This window comes from Streptomyces tatrensis (assembly GCF_049310065.1).
In the GTDB taxonomy this organism is placed as follows: Bacteria; Actinomycetota; Actinomycetes; order Streptomycetales; family Streptomycetaceae; genus Streptomyces.
In genome coordinates this window covers 343,490-355,952 of the sequence record NZ_JBMDLB010000011.1, presented here as the reverse complement: position 1 = coordinate 355,952, position 12,463 = coordinate 343,490, and the positions used below count along the sequence as shown (strand labels likewise).

At 73.4% G+C, this 12,463-nt stretch carries 11 protein-coding genes; 4 read left to right on the top strand and 7 right to left on the bottom strand.

Going from position 1 to position 12,463, the window contains the following annotated elements; genetic code table 11:
• The first annotated feature begins 322 nt into the window (after positions 1-322).
• Genes ACODT5_RS17325 through ACODT5_RS17315 form a run of 3 tightly spaced genes read left to right on the top strand, consistent with a single transcriptional unit; the run spans position 323 to position 2,262 of the window.
• Positions 323-973 carry a TetR/AcrR family transcriptional regulator gene (locus tag ACODT5_RS17325; RefSeq protein WP_422520196.1) on the top strand — a complete coding sequence of 217 codons (651 nt, stop codon included), beginning with the start codon at positions 323-325 and terminating at the stop codon, positions 971-973.
• Positions 966-1,583 (top strand): hypothetical protein, encoded by a 618-nt coding sequence (locus ACODT5_RS17320; protein WP_422520195.1) that lies wholly within the window; start codon positions 966-968, stop codon positions 1,581-1,583. The genes ACODT5_RS17325 and ACODT5_RS17320 overlap by 8 nt, the downstream gene beginning before the upstream one ends.
• Entirely contained in the window at positions 1,576-2,262 is a 687-nt protein-coding gene (locus ACODT5_RS17315; RefSeq protein ID WP_422520194.1) for a GNAT family N-acetyltransferase, read from the top strand. The genes ACODT5_RS17320 and ACODT5_RS17315 overlap by 8 nt, the downstream gene beginning before the upstream one ends.
• A gap of 26 nt (positions 2,263-2,288) precedes the next feature.
• On the opposite strand, the gene ACODT5_RS17310 is transcribed toward ACODT5_RS17315, so the two are convergent.
• The 7 genes from ACODT5_RS17310 to pgfA all read right to left on the bottom strand — a co-directional run bounded on the left by ACODT5_RS17310 (position 2,289) and on the right by pgfA (position 12,046).
• Positions 2,289-2,528, bottom strand: a complete 240-nt coding sequence (locus ACODT5_RS17310; RefSeq protein ID WP_422520193.1) for a Trm112 family protein — start codon at positions 2,526-2,528, stop codon at positions 2,289-2,291.
• Positions 2,512-3,447 (bottom strand): hypothetical protein, encoded by a 936-nt coding sequence (locus ACODT5_RS17305; RefSeq protein ID WP_422520192.1) that lies wholly within the window; start codon positions 3,445-3,447, stop codon positions 2,512-2,514. Before ACODT5_RS17305 ends, ACODT5_RS17310 begins: the two co-directional genes overlap by 17 nt.
• Positions 3,444-4,763 carry a condensation protein gene (locus ACODT5_RS17300; RefSeq protein WP_422520191.1) on the bottom strand — a complete coding sequence of 440 codons (1,320 nt, stop codon included), beginning with the start codon at positions 4,761-4,763 and terminating at the stop codon, positions 3,444-3,446. The genes ACODT5_RS17305 and ACODT5_RS17300 overlap by 4 nt, the downstream gene beginning before the upstream one ends.
• On the bottom strand, positions 4,760-8,866 hold the full coding sequence (locus ACODT5_RS17295; protein ID WP_422520190.1) for an alpha-(1->3)-arabinofuranosyltransferase domain-containing protein: 4,107 nt from the start codon (positions 8,864-8,866) through the stop codon (positions 4,760-4,762). The genes ACODT5_RS17300 and ACODT5_RS17295 overlap by 4 nt, the downstream gene beginning before the upstream one ends.
• Positions 8,863-9,594, bottom strand: a complete 732-nt coding sequence (locus tag ACODT5_RS17290) for a class I SAM-dependent methyltransferase (protein ID WP_422520189.1) — start codon at positions 9,592-9,594, stop codon at positions 8,863-8,865. Before ACODT5_RS17290 ends, ACODT5_RS17295 begins: the two co-directional genes overlap by 4 nt.
• Positions 9,591-10,778 carry a glycosyltransferase family 4 protein gene (locus ACODT5_RS17285; RefSeq protein ID WP_422524947.1) on the bottom strand — a complete coding sequence of 396 codons (1,188 nt, stop codon included), beginning with the start codon at positions 10,776-10,778 and terminating at the stop codon, positions 9,591-9,593. The genes ACODT5_RS17290 and ACODT5_RS17285 overlap by 4 nt, the downstream gene beginning before the upstream one ends.
• Positions 10,779-11,050: 272 nt before the next feature.
• The gene (gene pgfA, locus ACODT5_RS17280; RefSeq protein ID WP_422520188.1) at positions 11,051-12,046 is read right to left on the bottom strand and encodes a cell envelope lipid trafficking protein PgfA; all 996 of its coding nucleotides are present in this window, start codon (positions 12,044-12,046) and stop codon (positions 11,051-11,053) included.
• A 260-nt stretch (positions 12,047-12,306) separates the two neighbouring features.
• On the opposite strand from pgfA, the gene ACODT5_RS17275 reads away from it, so the two are divergent.
• Entirely contained in the window at positions 12,307-12,453 is a 147-nt protein-coding gene (locus tag ACODT5_RS17275; RefSeq protein ID WP_422520187.1) for a hypothetical protein, read from the top strand.
• The last annotated feature ends 10 nt before the right edge of the window (positions 12,454-12,463 follow it).

Below are 12,463 nucleotides of genomic sequence, written 5' to 3'. Positions count from 1 at the left end.
CAGCGCCGCGGGCGTCCAGCGCCGCGGGCGTCCAGCGCGAGGAGTTGGCCGGATCGCCCAGGGCGCCGAGAACCAGGCCCCGCCTGTCCTGCACCACGGAACACCCCCGCGTCGGCGCCCGGAAGGGCTGACGCCATCGCGCCGGGGTACCCGCGAGGCGGCTCGGCCCCGCTGCGATCGATCACCAAGGTCGCGCTCGACGCCCCGCTGGACGGCATCATGATCGCGATGCGCCCGGCGGGTACCCACCTCGCGGCCGTCACCCGCGGCAAGGGATCTAGTGGGGTGTACTGCTGGTGCACCCCGCTGGTACTCTGTGGTCATGCCTCTTCCCCGTTTCGATCGCCTGCCCGCGGAGCGCCGGGAGCTCATCCTGGGAGTGGCGCGCCGGCACTTCGCCGAGCACGGCACCGAAGGCGCCTCCTACAACAAGATCATCGAAGCCTCGGGGGTCTCCAAGACCGCCGCCTACCACTACTTCGACGGCCGCGAGGACCTGCTCACCGCGGTCCTCGCCGGAGTGCTCGAGCGGCTGCTCGACGCCCTCGGCCCCTGGGTCCCGGCCCGTGACGAGGCCGGCTTCCGGGCCCGGTTCGCCGACGGCTCCGCCGCCCTCGCCGCCCACCTGCGGGACCACCCCGAGGACCTGGCCCTCGCCGACGCCGCCATCGGGCGCACCCACACGGGCCCGTGGCTCGCATGGTTCGCAGCCCTGGTCACCGACGGGCAGCGGCTCGGGCTGATCCGGACCGACGTGGACCACGAGCTGCTGGTGTCGGCGACCGCGGCGGTCATCCGGGCCGCCGACGCCTGGGCCCTGGCCCGTATGACGGGCGGGCGCGTCCTCCCCGACGCCGCCGGCTTCCCCGAAGGCGAGGCCTCGGCGCAGCTGTGGTGCCTCTTGTACGGCCTGTGGGGCGGGGCGGCCACCACGGGCCCCACGACTGCCGGAGAGGAGCCGACCGATGCGTAGTGACGTGCAGATCTCCTGGGAGATACCGGCCACCCGGCCCGGCCTTGCGGGACGCCTGGAGCGGTTCATGGGCCCCGGCAAGTCCCGTTCCGAGTCCGTGGTGGAGACCCTCGGCCTCCTCGGCTGCACCCTGGTCCTGGCCGCCGGCCTGTGGACCTCCGGGATCGCACGCGACATGTCCACCGTGCAACTCCTCGTGACTGCGCTCGCCGGGCTCGACCTCATCGGCGGGGTGCTGACCAACGCCACCAACGCCGCGAAGCGTTGGTACCACCGGGCCGACCCCGGAGCCAGGCGCGCCCGGCTGCTGTTCGTCTCCGGGCACCTGGTCCACCTCGCCGCGATGGGGCTCGTCGTCCTGTCCGGTGACCTCGCCTGGACGCTGACCAACGCCGCACTGCTGCTCGGCGGGGCGGTGGTCGTGGAGTTCACACCCGTGCACCTCAGCCGGCCGGTGGCGATGGCGGTGTTGATGGCGGCCGTCCTGGTCAATCTGTTCTGGCTGCCGGTGCCCGCCGCGCTCGCCTGGTTCGCGCCGCTGTTCTTCCTCAAGCTGCTCGTCTGCCACCTCGTACCCGAGGCGCCGTTGGAGCGGAGGCGGGATGTCTGAAGCGGCGGCGGAGGAGGGTTCCTGGCGGATCGACATCGACCCCGACCCGGTGGCCTGCGCCGACCTGCTGGTCGCCGCGTTCGCGCGGGAGCCCGCCGTCTCCTGGATCTGCGGCGGTTCGGCCCGCGTACGCACTCGCTGGTTCCGTGCCACCCTGCGCACCCATGCCGGCCTCGACGGAGCCCGCCGTACCGCGCTCGTGGGCGCGGAGGGCCGGCTCCTCGCAGCGGCCGTCGTCACCCCGCCGGGTGCGACCCCGGCCGCCGGATCCCGAGCCCTGTGGGTGGCCCGTACCGGGCTGCGCTGCGGCCCGCGCGCCCTTGTCCGGACCCTGCGCTACCTGGACGCCACCGGCGGGGGCGTACCCCCGGAGGCCTGGACCCTCGAGTTCGTCGGCGTCCGTCCCGGCCTGACCGGACGCGGCGTCGGCCGCCTCCTCTTGGACCACGTCCTGGCGACCACGCCCGCCCCCCACGGCCTGTACCTGACCACGGCGGACCCGGCGAACGTTCCCCTCTACCACCACCTCGGCTTCACCACGCTGCGCAAGACCCCGCTGGGGCCGCTGAGCATCACGTCCATGAGCCGCGCGCCGGAGTGGGCGGGAGCGTCCGACCCGCAGGACGACACGCTCGGTCAGGTGTCGTCGGACCCGCCAGTCGACCTCCGGCCTACGTGAAACTCGACGCCGGAATTGGTAGCCCCTCACGGGGCGGGAGGCACGCGATTCTCGATTCTGGAAAGGAGCTCCTGGTGCCGGACGTCGTCGAGGGTGAGGGCGTCGAGCGGGCGCAGGTAGGGGAGGTTGTCGCGGATCGGGTAGCCGCGCCGCAGGCGGGGGTTGTAGAGGAGCTCGTCTTCGGGGACGTGGACGAGCGGGCCTTTGTCCACGGGGCAGGCGAGGAGGGGGAGGAGGCGGGGGTCGGGCTCAGTGGGTCGTCGCACGGCGGGGTTCTCCTTGGCGGGTCGGTGCGGCTGAGGGTTCGTCGTGGCGCGGGAGGGTGAGCAGGACGAGGACGGCGAGTGCGGTGCCGCCGAGGCGCAGCGCCAGCCGGAGCGGGTCGGTGGGGAGGTGTTCGTCGAAGACCACGGTGCCCGCGATGACGGTGAAGATGCTGGACACGGTGGTGGTGACCGGGACGATCACGGAGGCGCGGTAGCGCTGGAGCGCGGTCTGGGACAGGGCGAGACCGGCGGCTCCGGTGGCGACGAGCAGCCAGGGGTGGGGTCCGCGCAGGAGCTCGGGCAGGGCTGCCGTCACCGATCGGTCGGCGAGCACGGCCGAGGTGCCCTTGATGGCGAGTGAGCTCACCCCGTACAGCAGCCCGAGGGCGACGCCGTACGGTACGCCGGAGCTGCTGCGGCGGTGCCGGCGGCCGGCTCGGCGCAGCGAGGCGAGGAACAGCAGGAGTCCGAAGGCGAGGCAGGGCAGGCAGACGGCGAGCAGGGGCAGGACGGGGGCCGCCGCTCCCACCCGGTTGCCGTCGGCGCCGCCGTCGCCGAGCGAGCCGATGACGGCGAGCAGGGCGAGCAGGATGACGCCGGTGGCGAGGAGTTCCCGGCGGCCCGGACGCTCGCCCAGCGCGACGGCGGAGAGGGCGATCAGGAGCACCGTCCCGGAGAGGAACACCCCCTGGGCGGCGGCGATCGGAAGCAGTTGGTAGACCTTCAGCTGGGCGCCGAAGCCCAGGCCCAGCACGGTGAAGCCCAGCAGCCAGCCGGGGCTGGAGGCCAGTGCCCGGACCAGGTGCAGCGGGCGGCGGGGGTCCAGCGTGGGGAGGGCGGCCAGCGCGCGCTTCTCGAGGACGAAGCCCGCGCTGTAGAGGGCGTTGGCGAGCAGGGCGACCGCGACGCCGAGGATCATCGGCGTCGTCCTTCCCGCGTCAGTGCGTCGAGGTTCTCGGCGCAGCGCCGGGCGAGCTCGGCGGCGGCGGGTCGGTCGAGCAGCTGGTGGCAGTGGCGGACGGCGAGGTGGAGGCGGCCGTCGAGGGTGAGGGCGCTGACGGAGAGTCCGCGGGGCATCCGTACGGGCGCAGAGAACCACAGGGCGTCGGGCGGGCCGGCGGGGCCGAAGTCGAGCGGGTGGGTGACCCGGCCGAGGTTGCTGACCAGGGCGGTGGACGTCCAGGGTGCGGCGACGCGGCGCAGCGTCCGGGTCAGCGGGGCCTTGGCACCGACGGGCAGCCAGGGGGTGCTGACCAGGCCGGCGACGAGGCCGCCACCGGTGACGGGGGCGGCCTTGGCGGCGCGGGTCTGCGCGCTGATCCGGCCCAGCAGCGTGGCGGCACCGGAGCCGGGGGCGGGCGTACCGGCCCGGATGGTCGCCAGGTGGTTGTGGTTGCCCATGGGGGCGCCGGGGGCGAGTGGCCCGTACGGGCGGTCGTCGATCGGCATCGACAGGTGGATCGGGCCGGTGGGGCGGTCGTGCCGGTGGTTCCATTCGGCCAGGGTCAGCTGGACCGCCGTCAAGAGCAGGTCGTTGACGGTCGGTCGGGGCCGGTCGGCGCCGGTGCGGGGGAGCGGGAGCACGCTGAGGTGGACACCTGTGCCGGGAGAGGGGCTTGCGGCGGGCGCGATGCGCACGGGGCGGCCGCCCCGGTCAGTGCCTGCTGCGGAGCCGTCGGCCGAACCGGCGGAGTGCCCGCGCGGTGCGGTTGCACCGGCCGAGCGCCCCCCGCCCGGGGTGCCGGAGTAGTGGTCGGCGAGGTCGCAGAGCAGCCGAAGACAGGTGCCGGCGTCAGCGAGGGTGTGCGCCGCCGTCAGGAGCAGGGCGGTGCCGCCGCCGGGTGCGGGTGCGGTCTCCAGCCGGAGTGGTGGGCCGGCCGCCAGCGGGGGCGGTTCGGTGAGGGCGCGGTGGCGGGTGGTGCCCAGGTCGGCGGTGGCGGCGACGGCGGTGGGGTCGACCGGAGCCGGTTCCCAGTGGTAACGCCGGTGCCACCAGCGGGAGTCGCACTGTCGCACCTGGAGCGCCGGGTGGCCCGCCAGGGTCCGGGTGAAGGCGGCCCGGAGCCGCTCGACGTCGACGGTGCCGGGGAGGTGGGCCTCGACGTGGACGGTGTCCGCGTCGAGGTGCTCCTGGAGCAGGTGGCGCGAGTACTCGTCCATGGCGGGGAAGGGGACGCGCCCCTGCCGCCCGGACGGGGTCCGGGCGGCAGGGGCGGCGAAGGACGGGCGGATCACGGAGCCTCGGCCCGGTGCCGGGGCCCGGTGGCCTGGCCGCCCGCAGTGACCAGCGTGGCGGCGATCGCCAGCAGTGCGAGCACCTGGGCGGCCGGGGCGAACGCCCCGCTCGGGGGCGCGAGGACCGCCACCAGACCGGCGCCGGCCATGGCCGCCCCGGCGACGTACGGCAGCAGGTTCGGCCACCGGAACGCGATCAGGACCAGCGGCAGCGCCAGCAGTGCGAGCGGACCGCCGACGACTCCGAGGACCAGCAGCGGGAAGACGAGGCCGAGCAGCCACCGGGGCGCGTCGGCCGCGTCCCAGTCCTGCGCACCGGGGACGTCAGGCCGGCCGCTGCGACGCCGCAGCGCCGGCACCACGACCATCCCGGCGAGCACCAGGAGGGCGAGGCCGCCGAGGACGAGCCCGAGTTCGTACGTGGCGGCGGGGGCAAAGGAGAGCAGTACGGTTCCGCCGGTGCCCGCCGGGACCACGTAGCCCTGTTGCCAGCCGTCGAGCCGGACCGACTGCAGCGGCTTGCCGTTCAGGGTCGCGCGCCAGCCGGAGTTGGCGTTCTCGTGCACCTGGACGTAGGCGGCATCGCCCTCGCCGATCCGTACCCTGCGCTCGTCCCCGGACCAGGACAGGACTTCCACCGTCCGCGGCGAGCCGGGACCGGCGGCCGGGCCGGCGGCGCGGGCCGAGAGGGTGAGGTCGGTGACGGCCAGTGCGCCGTCGTCGGACGCGGACACCCGGTGCTCGCCCTGGCCGAGCGTCAGGGTGGCCCCGGTGGCCGGGCACAGGCTGACGGTGACGGGGTGCCGGTTCAGCAGGGACGCGACCGTACCGGACACGGAGGTCTGGTGGGCGACTCCGTCCACGGTGACGACCGGGCCCTTGCCGCAGGGCAGAGTGAACCCGGCGCCCTGGGTGCCCGGGGACTCCTGGCGGACCATCAGGTCGGCCAGGGCCGGGATGTGCACCTCGCTCAGGCCCGCCGGCAGCTGGAGGTTCTGTCCGGCGAGCGGGTTGTGGACGAGGACGGGGGCGGTCGCGGTGACCGTGATCGTCAGCTGGTCGGTGGTCAGCGGGGCGAACCGGACCAGGCCGCCCGCATCCACCCCCGCGCTGACGGCGTCGGTCGGAGTGCTGAGCTGAACTTGGGTCGGCCGGGAGGAGAGACCACCGGCGCCGCCGAGCACCAGCTGGTCGATGCTGCGGCTGCCCTGCCAGGCGAGTCGGACGGTGGGCTTGCCGCCCGCGATCCAGGCGGTGGTGAGGTCGCCGTCGAGCAGATTGCGTGGGCTGCCGGAGGTGGTGGAGTCGGCCTCGGCGACGATCCGCCCGGTGGCCCGGCCGGGGGCGACCTGGTTCAACAGGGCGTCCAGAGCCGGGCCGGGGAGGGCGACGGCGCTGCCGGTGACCGTGAAGGCCCCCGCATCGGTGGTGAGTTGACGGTTGAGCCCGGTCTCGACGCTGCCCGACTGGGAGCCGCCGAGGTCGAGGGTGCGGTGCAGCGAGTAGGTGTCGGCCGGAGCGGCCGGAAGGGACAGCACACGGGTGGCCTTGACGCCGGGGATCGAGATCTCCGAGAACCCGGCCCCGCCTACGCCGGTGTTGGCGGTGACGGCGCCCTCGATGGTGATCTTGACCCATGTGGCGGGCCCCGCCGGGGCGTTGACGGTCTGCGCCACGGCCTGCGGCTGCAGCACGCTCACCTGCGAGCCACGGTCCGTGGTGATCCGGATCTTGGTGATGGTGGGCCGCAGGGAACCCCCGGCCAGCGGGGTGACCTTGAGGGTGGCGGGGAGGTCCGTCGACCCGTTGAAGCCGATCCGCAGCCACTGGCCCACCGGGTCCGCGCTGCTGCCCTCCGCCCACGCCGTGCCGGAGTTCCCGTCGAAGGCCCCGACCGGGTCGTACTGCGGCAGGGCGAACAGCCAGGAGCCGTAGGAGGAGGCGGTGACCGACTTGGCGCCTTCGATCACCGAGGTGGTCTGTTCGGCGGTGGAACCGGCCGGACCCGAGGGCAGGATCTGCCTCGGTGCGCCCCCGGGGTCCTGGCCGGCGTCCGCCGGGTTGGTCTCGGTGGCCGTGTAGGTGTACGAGTTGTTCCCGTCGACCAGACCGAAGAGCGTGTCGCCCCGGCGCTGCCCGTCGGCGGTGGCCCGCAGCGCGGCGTTGGTGCCGGCCGGCAGGGGGTCGCCGGAGAGGATCACCGGACGGTCCGTCACCGTACCGCTCGCGGAGAGCTGGAGCAGCGATTCGGGGCCGCCGCTGACCACCGCGGTGTCGGCGACCGGGCGGGTGGTGACCCGACCGGGTGTGGCGTCACGACCGGCGGGGGCGAAGATCTCCACCGCGTCGTACTGCCGGTACAGGCCCTGGACCTGGACCGGGGTGTCGGGCGGGAGCTGCCCGGAGGTCGTGGGGGAGCCGAAGCCGGTCACCCGCTCGTAGCCGGAGGCCAGCAGGGTGGCGCGCACCGTCTGCGGCGGGATGTAGCCGGCCTGCGCGGGGTCGAGGTCGTTTCGGACCACCAGGTGGTGCACGCCGGACCGCTCCAGGAAGGCCCCGAGCCCCGGCACCCGGGTGCCGGTCGCCAGAGCCTCCTGGATCGCCTCCAGGTAGCGTCGCTCGCCGGCCTGACCGAAGGGCACGAAGTTGTACTGCGCCCATGGCGAGTCCGCCAGCACGTCGAGCGGCTCGTCGATGGTCGAGCCCCAGGTGTAGAGGCCGTGCGCGTCGGCGGGGACCACCAGGGCCCGGCTGTCGGATGCCTTCGCGGCCAGGTACGCGGCGGTCTGCTTCCACTGCGAGGGCAGCGTCTTGAAGGATCCCGGCTGGACGATGTTGCCGTTCAGGTAGGGGAGCGCGAGGCCGGGCAGTACCGCGAGTGCGACCAGCGCCGGGACCAGCCGCAGTCGGGCGGCCATCCGGGGCAGTGGCCGGCCGCACAGGTGCGTCAGGCCCAGGGCCAGCGCCAGCGCGAGGCCGGTCTGGAACTTGTAGATGTTGCGCAGCGGCGCCAGCGCACCGTCGAGCAGCTGCTGCACCGCACCGTGGAAGGGCGCCCCGAGGGAGCCGCCGTATCCGGCGAGGGTGATCAGCGCGACCGTGCCGACGACCAGGAGCAGCCAGCGCCGCTCGGGCAGGTCGCGGCGGGCGAGACCGGCCAGGCCCAGCGCTGCCGCGAGCGCGGAGCAGGCGATCACCAGGACGTTCGCCGCGACGTCCCAGCCGGCGGGCAGCCAGGCCGAGCCGAAGTGCAGGTAGGCCACCCAGTTCCCGGCCCCGCGCAGCAGCTCGGTCGCCGACATGGTGGCCGTGGTGGTGGATGCCTGCTCGATGTAGCGCAGGAAGTCGGCGCCGTAGGAGTTGAGCAGCACCAGCGGCACGGCCCACCAGGCGGTGGCGAGCAGCACGCCGGGCACCCACCAGGCGATCAGGCGCCACTTGCGGCTGCCCCCGGGCCGGCTGAGCAGGTAGAGCCCGACCGGAAGCAGTGAGGCCGCGACGGAAGTCGCGTTGACGCCGCCCATCAGCGGGATGACCAGTGCGGAGCGCAGTGCGGCGGCGCGCGCCGAGACGAAGCGGGTGAGCGGCAGCAGGACCCAGGGCAGGACTGCGCCGGGCAGCGCGGCGGCGGAGGTGGAGCCCACCACGATGGTGAACACCGGCCACAGGGCGTAGCAGGCCGCGCCGAGCAGCCGGCTCGGCCGGGAGCCGTACCCGAGGCGTTCGGCGAGTCGCACAGCGCCCCAGAAAGCGGCGGTCACCACCAGCGACAGCCACAGCCGCTCCGCCAGCCAGACCGGCAGCTGGAGCAGATCGGTGATCAGGTAGTACGGCAGCATCGGGAAGGCGTAGCCGACGTACTGGTTGGACAGACCGCCGAAGCTGCCCTCGCTCTGCCAGAGCGTTCCGAGCGAGCCGAGGAAGCCCACCGGGTCGAGCGCGACGGCGAGTTTGGTGTCGAAGGCGATCCGCCCGGGCGCGGCGGCCAGGAAGGCGGACAGGACCAAGAGCCAGAAGGCGGCGAGCCAGCGGCGGCCGGTACGCGGCTCGGGGCGCGGCATCGAGGGCCGCGCGGCGGGGAGCTGCACAGTGGGGGCGCTCATTCGGAGGTTCTCCGCATCACCAGGAGAAGATTCCAGGACGCGATCTCGCGCAGGCCTGGAATACGGACGAGGGTCTCGGCCAGGAACGGCCAGTAGCGCGATCGTGCGGAAAGGATCTCGACATCGCCGCGCCCGCGTACGTGACGCAGCACCGGGCCGATGTGTACGCGGTAGAGGTTTTCGCCGAGGGTGTGCTTGGCACTGTGCCCGGTGCGCCGCTGGTAGCGGCGCCGGGCCCGCTCGGCGCCGAGCAGGTGCCAGGGCGAGGTCTCGTGGCCACCCCAGGGGGAGAACCAGTTGGTGTACGAGACGTACACCAGGCCGCCGGGGCGGGTGACCCGCACCATTTCGCTGATGAAGGTCTCCGGGTCCGGCACGTGCTCCAGCACGTTGGAGGAGAAGCAGACGTCGGCGGCGCCATCGCTCAGCGGTAGCCAGTACCCGTCCGCGACGACCGCGTGGTCGGGTGGGGGTCCGCCGCGCGAGTGCAGCTCGGCCAGGTCCGGTTCGAAGAGGAAGGCGTGCGCGCCGCGGGCCCGGAAAGCTTCGGTGAAGTGGCCGGCGGCGCCGCCGACGTCGGCCACCACGGCCCCGGCCAGGGGTGTGTACCGCTCGACCTGGTCGGCGGCGTCCTCGGCCAGCAACGAGTAGAACGTCTCCGGGTCGCTCTGTTCGCCACGGAAGGCGCGGAACAGCGCGAGGGAGCGTCGCAGGGAGGGGTCTTTCACGAGCGCTCCGCCGTGGTCGGGGCCGGGGGCTCGGCCATGGTGCGTCCGGACCCGGCCCGCCCGGAGGAATGCAGGGCCACGGCCTCGGCGGCAGCGGCCTGGAAGCGGTCGACGCTGTGCTCCCAGGTGAACTGCTCCGCGTGGCGGCGGGCCGCCGCACCCATCGCGGCGCGGCGTTCGGCGGACAGGGCCAGCGCGCACCAGGCCGCGGCGAACCCGCTCTCCGCCCGGGCGAGCAGGCCGGTGCGACCGTGGACGACGGAGTCCCGCAGGCCGGGAATCTCGAAGCCCACCGCGGGCGTGCCGCGGATGGCGGCCTCCGTGACCACCAGGCCCCATCCCTCCAGCGAGGAGGGGTGCAGCAGCAGCCAGCTCCGGCAGAGCAGCCGGTGCTTCTCGGCTTCGTCGACCCGCCCGGCGAAGACCACGCCGGGCCCGGCCTGCGCCTCCAAGCGGTCCCGCTCCGGGCCGTCGCCGACGATGACCAGTTTGCCGCCGGTGATCGGGCGTACCCGCTCCCACAGCCGCAGCAGCAGGTCGATCCGCTTGTACTCCACCAGCCTGCCCACGGCGGTGAACAGCGGTTCGTCGGATTCGGGGAGCAGCGGCGCCGGGGCCTCGACCCCATTGGGAACGAGATGGATGCGGTCGGCCGGTACGCCGATCCGCGTCATCGCCTCGGCGGTGGACGGGGACACCGCGACCATCAGGCTGCGGCGGTGGGTCCGGGTCAGCGCCCGGTGTTCCAGCATCCGGCCGGCCCGGGCGACCGGCCCGGGCAGGCGCTGGTCCCAGAGATCGGTGTGCACGTGGTTGACGAGGCACATCACCGGTCCCCGGTGCCACAGCGGCGCCAGGTACGGGACGCCGTTGCAGACCTCGACCAGCAGGTCGGTCTCGCCGACGCTGCGGCCGAAGGCGCCCGGGGTACGGAGGAAGTGGTCGTACGTGCCGCCCGAGGAGACCACGCGGTAGTTGCGGTCGACGGACGGTTCCGGGCCACCGCAGAGCAGGGTGACCTCGTGCCCGCGATCGGCCAGTCCGGAGGACAGCCGGTCGACGAGCAGTTCCGAACCGCCGGCCGCGGGGTTGGCCAGGTCGCGCCAAGCGAGGACGGTGATCCGACGCGGGACTTCCCGCGACGGTCGCACGGCTCTGACGGCCGGAGGATGGTGTGGGGACATCTGATGTGCCATGGGAGCTCCTGGGAGGTGCGGTGCTCAAGGCAGTGAGGGCAGGGTCGAGCAGGGACGGGCATGACTCAGGGGACCGGGGGGTGACCGGTGGGGCAGTCGCACGGGAGGGACCGGGGGATGTGCGGCTGGCGGCGCGCGGATGGCGCGCGCCGCCAGTCTGGGCTGTTGCTACCGCCCGGTACTACTCACCAAATTGATAAATTCCGGTCGGGTTCAGCCGGAGTACATGTTTCCTCTGTCACTTCGGCGAGCGCCGGGTGTCAGTGCGAGGCGCGACGGCGCAGGAGCACGCCCGCCGCAAGCAGGCACACGAGGCCCGCGGTGCCGGCCGCGACGGGTGCCGTGGTGCCCACCAGCCCGAGCTTGCGGGCGGCGGCCTGCGCGGTCCGCACCTGGCCGTCCCGGCTCTCCGCCGACATGGTGAGATCCGCCCGCAGCAGGACCAGCAGGTCAGGGCCGTCCGCCGCGGTCCGCAGGCTCACCAGCGGCTGCGTACGGGCGTTCATCACCGTGCCGGTGACCGGGTCCACGGTCACGCTGAACCCGCCGTTCGCGTAGTACCGGTCAGCGACGACCTGACTGCGGTCAGCCAGTCCGAGCAGCTTGCCGGGGACCTGCTGGGTCCCGACCTTGGTCGCGCCGAGCACGGCGCCGTAGCGGTAGCCGGTCCGGCCGTTCACGGTCGTGGTGCCCTGGAAGTCGAGGGTGACGGTGCCGCCGAGCGTGGAGTCCCAATAGACGTACGGGCGCTTGGCCAGGCCGAACGGGAACTTCAGGTACGCCTCGCCGGAGAAGACGGGGCTCTCGCCGTGCGAGTGCAGCGGCAGGTTGGTGCTGCGGTCGGTCACCCAGCGTTCCACCGTCCACTGGACGGACTTCCGCGGGTCGTGGAGTCCGAGCGTGGCGGCGGTGTCGATCTGTGTGGAGATGTCCATCACCGCGCGGGTCGGTCCGCTCAAGGCGACGTTGCCCACCACCCGCCGGGTGAGCGTCAGGTCCTGGACCGGGCTCACGGCGACGGCCTTGGTGTCGAAGACGGTGCCGCTGCCGGTGAAGACGGTGGTGGTGTTGGTGTCGATCGGCGTCTTGCGCAGGTTCGGCAGTGCGTACCAGTGCAGTAGCGGCGCCAGTACCAGGAGGAAGGCCGCGACGGCGGTCAGTACCAGGCCGGTGCGGGACAGGCGGCGGGGCGCCGGGGCGGGTCCGGGGAGTTCCCCGGCGGGGTGGTCGAGGATCTGATCTGTGGGCACGGGCATGGTTACGCTCCGTAAGGGGATTGGGTGGACGCAGACCGTGTGGCGGTGAAGGCGGTGGTGCGACGAAAGATCCCCAACGGCTGCCGATGGTGAGGCAGGCCCCGTGTACATCCCCTGAGCGCGGAACCGTAGGTCTCCCCTTGACGGATTGTCAACGTCAGGGCAAAACTGTGCGGGCACGGGACCGGGCCGGTGCGAATGGCGTCGCTTGTCGTTTCGCCCCGCTCGTTCGGGGCCTACGGAAGGGACAATCCGCAGCCATGCGTACCCGACGCCCCATTCTCACCGTCGTCCTCACCGCCGCGACGGGGGCATTCCTCGCCGTCGCCGCCGTACTCGGCCTGGTCGCTCTCACGACCGCCGCTCCCGCCCAACCCGACGTGCCGCTCGTATCCTTCACCGGCTGATCCCGGCGCA